The 14,932-nt window shown below is 38.6% G+C and carries 9 protein-coding genes; all 9 read left to right on the top strand.

Annotation, left to right across the window (positions count from 1 at the left end):
* The first annotated feature begins 4 nt into the window (after positions 1-4).
* The 9 genes from BLS33_RS08320 to BLS33_RS08280 all read left to right on the top strand — a co-directional run bounded on the left by BLS33_RS08320 (position 5) and on the right by BLS33_RS08280 (position 14,900).
* Entirely contained in the window at positions 5-415 is a 411-nt protein-coding gene (locus BLS33_RS08320) for a GPW/gp25 family protein (protein ID WP_089887352.1), read from the top strand.
* Positions 416-426: 11 nt separating this feature from the next.
* The gene (locus tag BLS33_RS08315) at positions 427-3,792 is read left to right on the top strand and encodes a baseplate J/gp47 family protein (RefSeq protein WP_089887350.1); all 3,366 of its coding nucleotides are present in this window, start codon (positions 427-429) and stop codon (positions 3,790-3,792) included.
* 9 nt (positions 3,793-3,801) lie between these two features.
* Positions 3,802-6,639 (top strand): hypothetical protein, encoded by a 2,838-nt coding sequence (locus BLS33_RS08310; RefSeq protein ID WP_089887348.1) that lies wholly within the window; start codon positions 3,802-3,804, stop codon positions 6,637-6,639.
* A 4-nt stretch (positions 6,640-6,643) separates the two neighbouring features.
* Positions 6,644-10,486: a PKD domain-containing protein gene (locus tag BLS33_RS08305; RefSeq protein WP_089887345.1), complete on the top strand. Its 3,843-nt coding sequence runs from the start codon at positions 6,644-6,646 to the stop codon at positions 10,484-10,486.
* Between the two features lie 9 nt (positions 10,487-10,495).
* A complete protein-coding gene (locus BLS33_RS08300; RefSeq protein WP_089887343.1) occupies positions 10,496-12,028 on the top strand; it encodes a contractile injection system tape measure protein in 1,533 nt (510 codons plus the stop codon).
* 18 nt (positions 12,029-12,046) lie between these two features.
* A complete protein-coding gene (locus BLS33_RS08295; RefSeq protein ID WP_089887340.1) occupies positions 12,047-13,135 on the top strand; it encodes a M12 family metallopeptidase in 1,089 nt (362 codons plus the stop codon).
* A gap of 26 nt (positions 13,136-13,161) precedes the next feature.
* Positions 13,162-14,037 carry an eCIS core domain-containing protein gene (locus BLS33_RS08290; protein WP_089887338.1) on the top strand — a complete coding sequence of 292 codons (876 nt, stop codon included), beginning with the start codon at positions 13,162-13,164 and terminating at the stop codon, positions 14,035-14,037.
* Positions 14,038-14,116: 79 nt separating this feature from the next.
* Entirely contained in the window at positions 14,117-14,566 is a 450-nt protein-coding gene (locus BLS33_RS08285; protein ID WP_089887336.1) for a hypothetical protein, read from the top strand.
* 10 nt (positions 14,567-14,576) lie between these two features.
* Positions 14,577-14,900 (top strand): hypothetical protein, encoded by a 324-nt coding sequence (locus BLS33_RS08280; RefSeq protein WP_089887334.1) that lies wholly within the window; start codon positions 14,577-14,579, stop codon positions 14,898-14,900.
* The last annotated feature ends 32 nt before the right edge of the window (positions 14,901-14,932 follow it).

Genomic DNA, 14,932 nt, shown 5'->3' with positions numbered 1-14,932 from the left:
TATTATGGAAAACAAAACGTCATTCTTAGGTACTGGTTGGAGCTTCCCTCCTGAATTCGATATAGAACGAAAGACCGTTTTGACTACGTCGGATGAGGAAGATATAAATAAAAGTCTTGAAATTTTATTGTCCACCCGATTGGGCGAACGTATTATGGTGCCGCGGTACGGCTGTAATTTAGATGAACTGCTTTTTGAACCACTGAACCTAACCCTAAAGACTTATGTCATAGAATTGATACGAACGGCCATATTGTATTATGAACCTCGAATAGACGTATCAAAAATAGACATTTCCGAATCTAACGAATTAAAAGGCGAGTTTTTGATTTTAATAGAATACCTCATACGGGCAACCAATGCGCGGGGAAATTTGGTGTTTCCTTTTTACAAGGTTGAGGGTACAGATGTTTAATTAAACTGATAATGGGTAAAGACTGCGATCATAACGATATTTTGCTTAAACGGAACGGAACAGACCAAAACCAACGGTCTATTACCGCCTTGGATCCGAATGCGGTAAAACTCCATGATTTTAGTGTCGAAGATTGGATGGCCTTTGCGCATGCTTTCGCTGGTGAAGTCAATTATTTTAATACGGATACCAATACAACGGATGGGGAGAATTGGCAAGCGTTCTTTATAGCAAAAGATAAAATAAAAGACTTGCTTTCCAGTGCTAGGACGAATAAAGATCTTGATCCGCATTTGACCTTGTTCGTTTGTTTTTTGAGTCTTATCGAATTCAGCCAAAATAGGTTGAACAATCTTACCAAGAGACATTTGGATTTTTATTATAAAGAGGTGTTGAACCTGCGTCATAGAGAAGCAAAACCTGATAAGGTTCATGTGCTTTTCGAATTGGCGAAAAATGCTTCAGAAGTGAAGGTTGACAAATTAACGGCGTTAGATGGAGGAAAGGATGGTCTCGGAAATAAGAGAATCTATAAGACTGTAGAAGAACTCATTGTAAACAAAGCGAAAGTCGCGGACCTTAAAAATGTATTCCACGAAGACGGAAAGGGCGTAAAATATTCGGAAATAGCCAATTCTATGGATGGTCTGGGAGAACCCTTTCATGATAATGCGGTAAAATGGTGGCCCTTTGGTCATCCAACCTTGGAAACTGAAAAAGATGTCCCAAACCTTCCTGATGCCAAATTAGGGTTTGCAATTGCATCGCCAATTTTGGTATTAAAAGAAGGCATACGCACGATAACCTTCACGTTTGATTTTGAAACCAGGCTGAAAAAAGATTTTTCCAAAGAAAGCTTTGATGAGGCATTAGAAGTAATTCTAAGTGGTGAAAAGGGATGGATTCCGGCTACCATCAATACCAATTCGTCTTTTTTGACCGATAAAAAAATGCTGTTGACAGTAGAACTTTCAGCTGGTGCCGATGCTATTGTTCCGTATAACAAGGAAGTATTGTTGGAAAATTTTAACTCGAACAACCCGATTGCGCGATTTTTATTTACCACGGAAGCCGATGGGCTTGGTTATCAGCTCTATACCATTCTCAAAAATAATAAGTTGAAAAAAATCTCCATCGATGTTCAAGTTCAGGAAATGCAAGAACTGATATTGGAGAATGATTTGGGCAGACTCGATGCGTCTAAACCTTTTTTGCCGTTTGGTCCACAACCCGTAATATGGTCGAAACTATACATCGGGTGTCAAGAAGCCTTGAACAAACCATGGACTAAAATCAGTATTGATCTTGGCTGGAAAGACACTCCATTTTATGGCGAGGGAATACCCAATTTTGTAGAACATTATAAAGCCTATAGATACGACTACTTGACCAATTTGGGAAAGCAGACCTATACCCTTACCACGGATGATAGTGGTGACGAGTTGGATGGTGGTCGAATTGTAAAAAATGATACCGATTTTAAAGTCGACATCGAAACTTTGAATGATAAGAATTGGGAACCTAAAATCCCCGAAAATGAGGGAGTTCTTTTTGAAAAAAATGATGAGTCGTACCGTAGCCTTTTTGTAATAGAACAGCCTCAAGAAAGTAGAATGACGGCGACTTCAAAGAGTTCGAGCAGTAAAAAGGCCAAGCCTACGATTTTTGATGAAGTAAAGGGTTATTCAAAGAAAACGACAGAAAAAATTAAAGGGGATATCAATACCCTGTTCGGCAATACATTTTTGGATTTTCAAAAGGGGATTATGGGCGGAACCCAACTGCTGTTCGATAATGCCATACAGCAAGAAAATTTCTCATCGACTGCAAAAAAAGGATTTATTCGGCTCTCGCTGCGACAATCTTTCTTTCATGAACTATACCCGAAAATATACGCCATAGCACTTTCGAAAGAAGAGGATAAGAATGCGCTAATACCCAATCAACCTTACACGCCCTTGGTAGAAACGCTTCGAATCGCATATAGTGCTTCGGTAAGCAAGCATTTCGATTTGGATGCATCGAGCAATAGTGTTAAAGGTAACCTAGCAGATTATCTTGATGAATCTTTGGAGCTCTTTCACGAACATCCCTTTGGGCAATCGGAAGAGCATACCTATTTGAAATCAAAGCATGACTTTTTAAACGATGTTGGATGTGTTTTGGTTCCTGACCATGATAAAGGTGAGTTGTATGTCGCCTTGGAGGGAGCGGCACAATTGCAACAAGTGACATTGTTGGTACAGGTGTTGGAAGGCAGTGAGAATCCAGAATATGAAGGGGTAAGTACCTTTCAGGGAAATGAAAAGTTGGAATGGGCTATTTTGTCTAATGATGAGTGGAAACCTTTGAACCAAGACTTTATCCTTTCAAATGGGACGGATAATTTCTTGAAATCGGGTATTGTAAGTATTTCAATTCCGAAGGAGGCCACAAAGAACAACAATCGGCTGCCAGGTGATTTCTTTTGGTTAAAAATCCGCAATGAAAAAAAATTCGACACGGTTTGTCAAGCGGTAAGTATCAACACACAAGTAACCCGGGCAGAATTTGAAAATAATAATAATGAAGTTTCTCATTTAGCGACCGGTTTGCCAGCAGAAACCATCGCTAAATTGGTCGAACGTATAGCAACCCTAAAAGGAATCTCACAACCCCATAGTTCTTTTGGCGGTGTAGCAAAAGAGACCGATGCCAAATTTTATCGACGGGTGAGCGAAAGGTTGCGGCATAAGCAGCGAGCTATAACCATTTGTGATTATGAGCATTTGATTTTACAATATTTTCCCGATATCTATAAGGTAAATTGCTTAAAACATACGTTAGGAAATTCTTCGCTTTCACCCGGTAACGTTACTGTTTTGGTCATCCCGAACATTGTTGATCAGAATGTGTTCGACAGTTTCAAGCCAAGAATAAGTAAGGCAAAACGCAACGAAATACAGGTGTTTGTTAACAAGTTGAATACGCTTCATGTGAATGCGTTGCTCGAAAATCCGCTTTATCAAGAAGTAAAAGTGGCTTTAAAGGTTAAATTCTACACGGGTAAGGATGGAAATTTTTATTCCAAAGAGCTTCAAAAAGATATTGCCAAGTTCTTGGCACCATGGGCGTATGAAGAAACTGCTGAAATTAATTTTGGAATTACCCTGCACAAAAGCATCATCATATTTTACATTGAAAAATTGGGGTATGTAGACTATATCAAAGATTTTGAGTTACTCATAGCAACCGACAGAACCGATGTTAATGGTACTGTGGTCTTCGAAAGTGTGAACAAGGTGATGCCCGAAAATGCAAAAACTATTCTGACTTCTGTTAAACCAGAACAACATAAAGTTGAGGTTATTGGCATAGAAGAATGTGCTACGATGTAAAATTAAATTATGAGCGAGACCATTAACATACCAAAAGATGTAAGCACCAAAGACGATCTTGATTTCGAGTTCTTGAGACAAAAAGGACTTGAATACATTGAAAGTCTAGGAAGCAAACTTTGGACTGATTATAATGTTCATGATCCTGGTATTACCATTTTAGAGATGCTCTGTTATGCGATTACCGACCTTTCGCAGCGCATCGAAATGCCCATTGAGAATTTGTTGGCCTCAGAAACCGATAATTTCAAGAAAATGCACCAGCAATTTTTATCGGCTGTACATATTCTACCCTCCAAACCGGTGACAGCGCTTGATTATCGAAAACTTTTTGTGCATTTGAAAGAAGTCAAAAATGCATGGATCGTCAAACATGATCAAAAAGTGTATCTCAATTGTAAGAACGGGAAAATGTCATATGCCCCTTTTGATGTTAATGCCAAAGACCAAAAAGAATTCGGTCTAAAGGGGTTGAACGATATTTATTTGGATCTTGAAAAAAATGTTGTTGATCGTGAGGCTGTTTTTGAGGAGGTAAAAGAGATTTACCATCGAAACAGAAACCTGTGTGAAGATTTGGTCGCTGTACACGAGATTCCCGAACACCACATAAGTATCTGTGTTTATTTGGATATCGCACCAGAAGCCGATGAAGAAAAAATACAGGCTTTAATTATTAAGAAAATCGACGACTATCTGTCACCACCTGTTCCCTTTTATTCGCTACAGCAAATGTACGACAAGGGGTATACAACGGATAAAATATTTGAAGGCCCTATTCCTTTTTTAGAAGGTTGTATCGAACCCAACGATTTTCAAGGTGGTTTTGTTGATGATGTGGATTTAAAACGTGCCGAACTTCGAACTCAAGTGCGACTTTCCGATATTATTCAGCTGATTATGAAGATCGAGGGCGTATTGACGATTAAAGACATTTCAATAAAGACATGTGGAGATGATAATGGGGAACAGGATCCTTGGATCATTTGTGTAAAAAATAGTCATAAACCTGTGTTGTGCTGGAAGAATGAAGGGGATGATTGTAAAGATTGTGGCAAAAGTATTTTTAATTTCAGTAAAGGTTTGCTTCCCATTGGTGTGAACGAGAGTAGGGTGATACAAATTCTTAATGCTTTGGAAATTGAAGAAAAAAAGGGGTTAAGCACTCTTGTTACCGAAGATGTTCCTTTTGCTTTGGGCAGTTTTTCAGATGCAGGGGCTTACTCCACAATTCAAAATGATTTTCCCGAGACCTATGGTATTTCCCCTGAAGGTTTGTCAAGTTCTGCTCCCAAAGAAAGAAAAGCTAAGGCCAAACAATTAAAAGCATATCTCTTATTTTTTGACCAAGTATTGGCGAATTACTTTTCTCATCTATCCAAAGCAAAAGACCTTTTATCAGTCGATGAGAGCTTAAAGCGATTGTACACGATAAATACGCTCGCCGAGCTTACGCCCAGAGAAAAGCAAACCTATTTTTCGAAAATCGTTCCTGATATAACAGAAATCGATGATTTGGTAGATTCAGAAATTTATCAAGAAAGATTGGTGGCTATTAACAACGCGATAAAAGACAATTCCAAAGGTGGCGACGCTAGTGACTTTTATGAAAGACGAAACCAATTTTTAGACCATCTAATTGCCAGGTTTGCTGAAAAGTTCAGTGATTATACCTTTATTATGAAGATGATTTATGGTGAAGGTGGCGCAAAACACCAGATATTAAAGGCTAAGACTAAATTTCTTGATGACTATAAAAAAATAAGTTGTGAAAGGGGAATAGGATTCAATTATGGTGATTCCGAGGTTTGGAACACCGAAAATGTATCTGGGGTACAGAAGCGGGTCGCACGGCTTACCGGAATTTCTGATTTTAGCAGAAGAAACCTTTTGACCGATGCAATAGAAGTATATGATGAAATAGATAAGGTACAAGACAACCTTACTGAATACCGTTGGAGAATCAAAAATGGAGAAAAAATCTTAATTTCTTCAAGCAAGCATTATCACACCATTACCGGGGCGCTCAATGAACTTTTGTATGCTCTTGAATTAGCTAAGGATGCCTCTAATTACGATTTAAAAAAGACTAAAAACGGACGAACATATTTCAATATTGTAGACCCTGCGATTTCAGATAAACAAAGCGAAGATTGGATCGTGGCCAGAAGAATTGCGTACACTTCAACCCAAGAAAAATCGGAACTGAAAAGAAATGAAATCATTGCTTACTTGAACGAATTAAGTATGGATCAAGAAGGTATGTATCTCATTGAGCATATTTTGTTACGACCCGACACCTCGTATATTACAAATGCCGAGACGGATAATGAGCAACCCGAAAAAGAGTCCCCAAATGCCCCCCCTGAAACCTTTATGCCTTCCTGTTTAGACGGAGATTGCGAAACTTGCGGACCATTAGACCCTTATTCCTTTCGAGTTTCGGTAGTGCTTCCTGGATGGACGCAACGTTTTTTCAATGCAGATTTTAGGGCGTATATGGAAAGAATCATTAGGGAAGAGCTTCCAGCACATGTATTGGCAAAAATATGTTGGGTAGGTAACATTAAGGGAGTGGTTTCCGATAAGGAGAACGATATTTTTCAAATTCAGGAGAAATATCCGCAATTCTTAAATCAACTAAAAGAAAAAAGTGAAAAGAAAACATCGAACTCCGCAGATTTAAAAAGGTATAGGGAGACACTCGCAAAATTTATTCCATGCTTGAATGGCTTACATAGTATTTATAGGTCAGGAAGCTTACACGATTGCGATAACGATGGAACCGAGAACAAAGGGAATAAAATAATATTGGGCAGAACAAATATTGGCAACCTTAAAGCATAATATCATGGCAACTATAAAATTGAATAAGGAAACGAAAGAACCAGCATATAGAAGATTTGTATCTGATCAGGTACTTACAGCCACACAATTGAACGATGTAGTAGACCATTTCGAACGCCAAGATAGCTTGTCACGTGTTTGCCTCAGTGGGGTGGGAATTGTGTGTGGTTTGCAGGTGAAGTATACTGAAAACACTTCCGTTGAGGTCACAAAGGGTTGTGCGGTAACTACCGATGGTGATTTGATTTCTTTTGAGGGTGCAACATATACAGGGGCAAAGGTCTTCGAAGATAGCGAGGCGAAATATGAAAGATTTATTGATATACCAATTTTAGAACTTAAAACGGCAACTAATGCTGAAGAAAGTGGTGTAGAAATTATAGGTAAGGTATCAAACTTGGCCAACATGGTTGTTATTTTGTATTTGGAGTATTACTCTAAAGATGAAACACCATGTACTTCGAGCGATTGCGATACACAGGGCCAAGAACAGGCTGCTAAAATAAGGGTACTGTTGATGAATAAAGAAAATGTAAAAACAATCAGTAATAAAGACAATGACCCCATTTTTGATAAATTCAACAATACAAAGAAATACATCGATTTACCCGAGATAGCGATAAGAAGAATAATTCTTCAGAATAGTTATATCACCAATGCCAATGGAGAAGATGTGATATCTCAAAACTCGAATACGGCAGATTATGCAAAATTAAAGGAAAGCTATCGGAAAGTAATTCAGGATACAGGTGTACTGGCACAACTGAAAAATGGCGTTGATAAACTTTTTACTGATTTCGGATCTTTAATAGGAACGGATTCCTTGAAAATAAAAAGTGCCAATATTAATAAAGGAATTGACAATCTGTTTGACTTCAACGTAAAGAATATTCCTATTGATGTGCAATACCGCTTTGATCTTTTATTGGATTTGTTGGATACGTATAACGAAATCAAACAATTAATTTTTGATTTAAGGGCTACATGCTGTCCCGAACGCACCGCTTTTCCAAAACATGTTTTATTGGGCGAGCTAGAACCTACAGAAACATATGTGCAATTCCGTCATGATTTTTATCCCGCTCCCATCATTCCACATGGAACGGAAAAATTGAAAAAAATAAAATCCCTATTGCTCCGATTCCATTTAATGGTAACCGAATATGATATTCCTCAATCAACCGCATCTTTAATAAAAGTGACGCCTTCTAAAAAGTGTGATAAAACTTTAGGCAATCGGTCCATTCCCTATTATTATGGTGTAACCACCCAATTGGTTGAAAATTGGGATTATGAAAAGACACGGAAATTTGCTGCGGGAGATAATTTGGGATATAGAACAGAAAACTTAGCTAAAAGGGATGCCGTTCAGAATCCTTTGGATTATGATATTTGCGCTAATGGTTTTTATAGAATCGAAGGTCATCTAGGTAAAGATTATCGAACAGCTTTGGCAGACCTTGATGTAATTAAGAGTGAAAAAGGACTTCCCTTTGAAATCAAGGTTTTGAGCATAGACGAGACGTTAGATAGTATCGATCCTGCTGATTATGAGTGTGAATTTGATGATCTCAATACCGTTTTAAAAGCATGGCGGGCCGAACAAAACTGCTTAAATGCGAGTATTTCAAAGTTCTTCTCCGGTTTTAGTTTGAAAGAGCAGGGAGCACATAAATATTATACATTGAACAATGCTCGTGTTGTTTCAGAGGTAACGTCTACTGCTGAGGCCGTTAAACCAAAGATTACTATAAAAACAACGAATACAGGGAACATAGGTACACTTTTGCAACCACGTACTTCATTGATTAGTGGGCTTAAATTGGATGTCAACGCCCTTAATGCCAATTTTAAGAACTTAGTCTACAAACGTGACACTGTTATTGAAGATAACCTTAAGACTGATGAAGATGTATTGGGTAAGTTTATTGATAAGGCCATAAAAGAAAAACCGGAAGGTTCTGCTGTTGACATTGCATCCATTGTAAAAACAGAAGTTGACAAGGACCCCCAGATGTCGGGCTGGGACGCAGAAGTACGTAAAGTGGCTATCGATCAGCCCTATGAAATTTTAGCATATACAAAAGTTGCGACCAGGTTTATACCAAATAATGTGTCAGAAATGAATGTTGACCGTATCGGAAGCTATGAAGCCACGGTAGAAGATCTTTGCGATCGTGTCGAGAGTTTCAAAAAGAACATGACTTCGCTTTTATTCAATAAAGACAGTAAATATGTACGCCGCGGATATGAGGAGCAATATGCTTTACTGTTGAATCAGTTGTCGGTAAACTGTTGCGCTGCGGAGAAGATGAAAGTACTATTTGAAGAAATAGAAGAGCGAAAGAAAAGGATTTTGGAACAAAAACTTCTTTCCAAGTTCGTAGAAAAGCATGCGGGATTGGAGCATAAAGCCGGTGTTGAGCCTGGAGGCACTTTTGTTATGGTTTATAAAGGAAAAAACCGGGCAACAAAATCGGTGGCGAATTTAACCGATTTGCTTACTAGGAGCAACATTTCCATAAATCCTATAAAGAATTATCTAGATAAAGGCACATTAGGCAAAACAACTGGCAGGGAAGAAATTGATTTTTTAAATACTGAGCTCCAACGCCGTTTTGAAACAGGAGAATTGAAAGAATTGAATACTGAACTCCAAGATGCATTTTTGTTCAGACCGACCGCCAATGTGACAGAAAATACGGTGGTAGCAGATTTTGCCCTGCCCTATATGTGCTGCTCAGACTGTTCACCAGTAGCTTTTATTGTACCTAAAGCAACCGTATCGTTGCGTTTGCCCAAAGATTTTGTCTGTTTAGGTGATGAGTCAACGCCACTCGCTTTTGAAGTTTCACCGGCAGATGGGGTGGTAGCAGCCGACGTGGGTGAGGGTCTTGTTGGAGGAGTTGAGCAAACCGATGGTAAGTTCTTCTTCAACGCTTCCCTATTAAGTGAGGAACTTCTAGGCCAAGAAATCAAATTCACGGTGAACGGACAATTTACCGATGCCAAGATTACCGTTTTTAGGGAGCCCGTATTTGATTTTACATTTTCTGAACCTAGATTCTTTAAAAATAATGCAATTGCACTGGTAAACTTTACTTCACAAATCGATGAACTTTCACAAGAGGTAACCTATTTCTGGGATTTTGGAGATGATACCCTGCCCGATAATAATACGGATGAAAACCCGAGGCATGAATATCAATTGGATTTTTCCGAAAAAAATGTTATTTCACTAACCGTTACCTTAACTGTGACCAATGGGAAATGTAGCCATTCGGAAACTCATGATATTGTTTTTGAACCGGAAATAGTCGCCGAAACCTGTATTGAGGAGACCCAGCAAGATATAATAGCTGACAACGATTCCTTGTCAAAATTTAATGAGATATCTACTGAACTTCGCAAAATCATCTATAATCCGACCTCTGCACTTTACAAAGAAGTTATTGAGAACTCCGTTTCATTTCTCTCCGGGAAATTGAATGACGATTTGAACAATTTGTTCGGTAATCTTATGGAGACAACGGCGGGAAGTATATTGGAACGAAGCAATAGTCAAGATACCAAAGTTTTTTCTGCATTGCTCAATATTTACCGATTGCAAATCCAATTATTCTACAGCATCCTTTGTTGTCAACCAAAAGACCGAATCGAAAAGATTGCTAAACCCTTGGATGCGTTTTTAAAAGGAATTGAAGATACACTGACCGCATTTGAGAAAAATAAAATCAAGATAGATGAAACAGGGGAACTCAAAGATTTTTTAAATACACTACTTGAGAAAGTAACCGACTTGGGATTATTGGTGGATCATTTTAAAAAACAATTGGAACTGCTTTAAAAGTAAGCAATGGATAAAAGTCAAAAACATATCATCAATAAGGTTTTCTTAGAGGTACATACGAACTCTAGTACGGAGGCATATCACCTTAAAGATAATCTTGATGTGTTCTTAAAAGAACAGGCTTTACCTTATTTGGAAGCTTATTTTAATGAATTCCAGCAAAAGCTTCCTGCCAAGAGCAATTTACAGATTGAAAAAATAGCCCTAAACCTTTCTTTAGACCGGCCAATGGATTTTGATCAGCTAAAGGTTCTTATTAAGAAAGGGGTAATGAAAGAGCTTGAGCAAAAGAGGTTTACAAACGCCATAAGTTCTGAAGAAAGGCTTGAAACCAAGCTGCTGCATTTTTTTAAAATGGGCAGTGTGCCTTGGTGGAGTGATTCAAATGCCTTAACTGAATTTTACAATGAAGAAATGGTTACTTCGCTTTTGAATTCCAATGAGCTTATACTTGAATTGCTAAGAAGTTTGCACCAAGACCTGTTTAGGGAACGACTCATCAAACAATTGGATGATAATCAATTATTTGAACTCTATAAGAGCTTCGTAGGCTTGAAGATTGATGTAGATACTTCCATAAGGGTATCGACAATCAATGACCTTGTCAGTATTATTAAAACGGACAATAGTTTGTCCGATTCCTTTTTATTGGTGAAAAGGTATTTGGTTTGGGAAATAGCCCTAGGAGCCTTGATTAAAATAGATAAGACTAAATTGAAGAGTAAACTTTTTATAGTACTCGAGCTTCTTAGAAGTCATACAGGTCCTTCTGCAAAAAATAAGGGCGAATCTATTAAAAACAGTGTTTCGAAGCTGATTAATTCTAAAAATTCAGATAAGCTACTTCGAGTCCTTGCTGGTGAGTTGTCTAAGGATATCGAAGAACTTCGTGCCTCAAGCTCCATAGTAAAAAAAGATTCAAAAAAAGAAAGAATAAAGGCGGACCATGAGATTTTTGAGAGCAAGGAAGTAATTAAGGATAAAAGGAGTTTGACCCATAGCGATGATGAATTTGTACTACCAAAAGAAAACGCAATTCATGAACCTGCTTCAAATTATTATGTGGAAAACGCCGGGCTGATATTACTTCATCCTTATTTAAAACAATTGCTTCTTAACTGCAAGTTGCTTGATGGTGATGAAATAGCGCGTCCGGAAATTGCTGCTCACTTGCTGCATTTTATCGCCACAAATCAGGAAAAACAATACGAATATCAAATGGTTTTCGAAAAGTTTCTGTGTAACATCCCTTTGGAAAAACCTATAAATAGAGACATCAGATTATCATCCGATTTGAAATTACAGGCAGAGGAAATGTTACGGGCCGTATTGAAGAACTGGCCAGAAATGAAAAATGCCTCTTTGGAGCTATTGCGCAATGAGTACCTTCAAAGACCCGGTAAATTGGTGTTGACCCAAGAGAACCCCAAAGTTATAGTGGAGCGAAAGACACAAGACATTCTGTTGGAGAAATTACCATGGAATATCGGCCTATGTAAACTCCCATGGAAAAATAAAATAGTTTTTACGGATTGGTAATATTTAAAATTTAAGATTATGAGAGAACAAAGTCAGATTCATTACTGCAATTTGCCCGAAATGCCAAGAAGGGCCTTCGCCATGGCAATGAACCCTTCGCGAATGGAGGCGATTATCATGTTAGAAAAGAAATGGGTCAACGGAACCAAACTTAAGTACTTTCTGTTCAACGATGATTCGTTTTTTACTACGGCAATAGATAGTGGAGGTAATCAAGTGAAAATTCCTTGGAAAGGTAGTTCTGGTGAAAAAGAAGTAGTTCGTAATGCCTTCAAAAAATGGAAAAATCAGGGTATCGGCTTAGAATTTGAGGAAACCACGGACAGGCTTGAAGCCCATGTGCGCATTGGTTTTGCAAAAGGAGAGGGGTCATGGTCTTACGTTGGTCGTGATTCTTGGGATATTCCCAAAGAACAGCGGACTATGAATTTTGGTTGGGATATTCTGGACGACCAAGACACTGTTTTACATGAAATCGGTCACGCTATGGGCTTCCCACACGAACATCAGAACCCAAATGCGGGTATCGTTTGGAACGAAGAGGCGGTATACACAGCTTTGGCAGCACCACCGAATTCTTGGTCCCGGGAAAAAACATTTCACAATATCATTAGAAAAATTGAACCAGACGCCGTTCAAGGCTCTAGTTGGGACCCAAACTCCATCATGCACTACCCATTTGGGCCAGGTCTTATAACAGCACCCTCGGAGTATGCAAACGGCTTGTTTCCTGAAGATGGGCTCTCTGCCAGAGATATTGCATGGGTGCAACAATTTTATCCAAAAATGGATAAACGTACTTTTTTGGAGCTTAAGCCCTTCCATTCCGAAATAATTTCCCTCGATGTCGGGGGTCAAATCAATTTAGAATTTAAGCCTGAGGAAACTCGAACCTACACCATTTCCACCTTTGGAACAATGGATACGGTCATGATACTTTCCGAAGAAATAAATGGGGAAAATGTATACCTATCGGGAGATGATGATAGTGGTGAAGACAGAAATTCCTATATAAAACTCAAGTTGATCAAAGGGAAAAAATACATTGTGAACATACGTTTATACTACAAAGAAAGCACAGGGGATACCTGTGTGATGTTGTGGTAGACAATAGTTGACTTAATAAATTGGCCATGAGAAGAAAACACCGGAGATTACCGTCACAACAGGTTGCAGGTAACGAAATGTTCTTTAAACCGCCCATCCAACGAAAATTAAAGGTTGGTAGGGCAGGGGATGCCTATGAAATGGAGGCTGATGCTATTGCTGATAAAGTAGTTAGTAATTCCGAATCTTCACCAGCGGTCCAAAAGATGGGCGGTACGGAGGAAGAAATGCAACAAAAACCGCTTGCCAAATCCGTTTCTACCTTACAGCGAGAGGGGCTAATTGAAAAATACCCTGTTCGAAGAATGGAAGAGGAAGAACCGCTACAACAGCAGGTGGAGGAAGAGGTGCAGACGCAGTCCGAAGAGCAAGAAGAACCCGTACAAAGGGAGGAAGAGGAAGAGTCTGTTCAGCAGATGGAGGAAGAGAATACGGTTCAGCAGCAGGAAGAAGAAGTGCAAACGCAATCCGAAGAGGAGGAAGAACCAGTCCAAAGGATGGAAGAGGAGAAGTCCGTTCAGCAGATGGAGGAAGAAGAAACTGCCCAGCCCAAACCCAACAAGAAATCGGGTTCCAGGCCGTCTCTAGAAAGTAGCCTAATGCAAAGTAAAGGCGGGGGTAATAAAATGAATGCTATAGTTCGACAGGAAATGGAATCGCGTTTTGGGGCCGATTTTAGTGACATCCGCATTCATACCGATGATAATGCCGTACAAATGAGCAAAGAACTCGGGGCCCAAGCGTTTACACATGGAAAGGATATTTATTTCAATGAGGGAAAGTACAATCCGAATTCTAAAGAAGGTCAGCACCTATTGGCGCACGAACTTACCCATACCATACAGCAAAAAGGGATAAAGGCAAAATCAAAAAACGAACAACCAGAAGTTCCGATAGAATAAAAAATGGTGTTTGTCATAAAAGTTTGTAAAAGACAAAAGCCTTCTAAAACGAGTTTATAATACGGTAAAATAAAGTACAATGAAAAAACTAAAGAATACCTTCATTATTTTTATTTCGGTTACTGTCTTATGCGGTTGTGCGAGCAGCCTTTATGACCACTATACCTTTACAGAAACTTTGAATACCAAGGTAAAGGCCGAACATTTAATTCAAAAATCGAATACGCCATATTCCGATAATATTTCACTTGTAGATGATTTAAAGGTACAGTTACAGACCATGGTGGCTTATGAACGGGCCAAAGAGAAAAACCAGATAACACTCAAAATGTGGGAGTATTTAAATCGGGATAATTCGGCAATCCATAAGTTCTTGGAAACATGGGAAAACAAAGGAACCTTGAGTCCGGTATTTGCGAAAGAATTTAGTCCGCAAATATCCAAAGCATTTGATTTGATGATCGAGTATGAAAATAAAAAAAGTAAGGCATCTGAAAATGCGATTACATCATTTTTGAGTAACCTATAAAATTTGAATTATGGAATCGGAAAAATTATTTAAGGAACTGAAAACAGAAATATCGGAACTCATAAAAGAAAAATTTGGGGAAGAAAGCAGCACGGTTAAAAACGAAATCGCTGAATTTGTCGACGAGTCTAGAGAAAAATTGCAACGATGGACATTGTTGTTCGCTAGTGGACAAATATCAAAAGATGAATTGGAACTGCTATTAGCCAGTCAAAAAGACCTGTTCGTAATGCAGTCACTTTATCAAACCGGAGTCTCAAAAATATCTTTGGGCCATTTTAAAAATAAAGTTGTGGGGGTGGTTTTTACCAAAATTGTAACCTATGTGGTTTAAGACATTGTTGTTGATTGACTTAAGTAAACAGT

The sequence above is a fragment of the Kriegella aquimaris genome, from assembly GCF_900103215.1.
In the GTDB taxonomy this organism is placed as follows: Bacteria; Bacteroidota; Bacteroidia; order Flavobacteriales; family Flavobacteriaceae; genus Kriegella; species Kriegella aquimaris.
The sequence above is the reverse complement of the archived record's forward strand: the minus strand, read 5'-3'. Positions and strand labels throughout refer to the sequence as shown.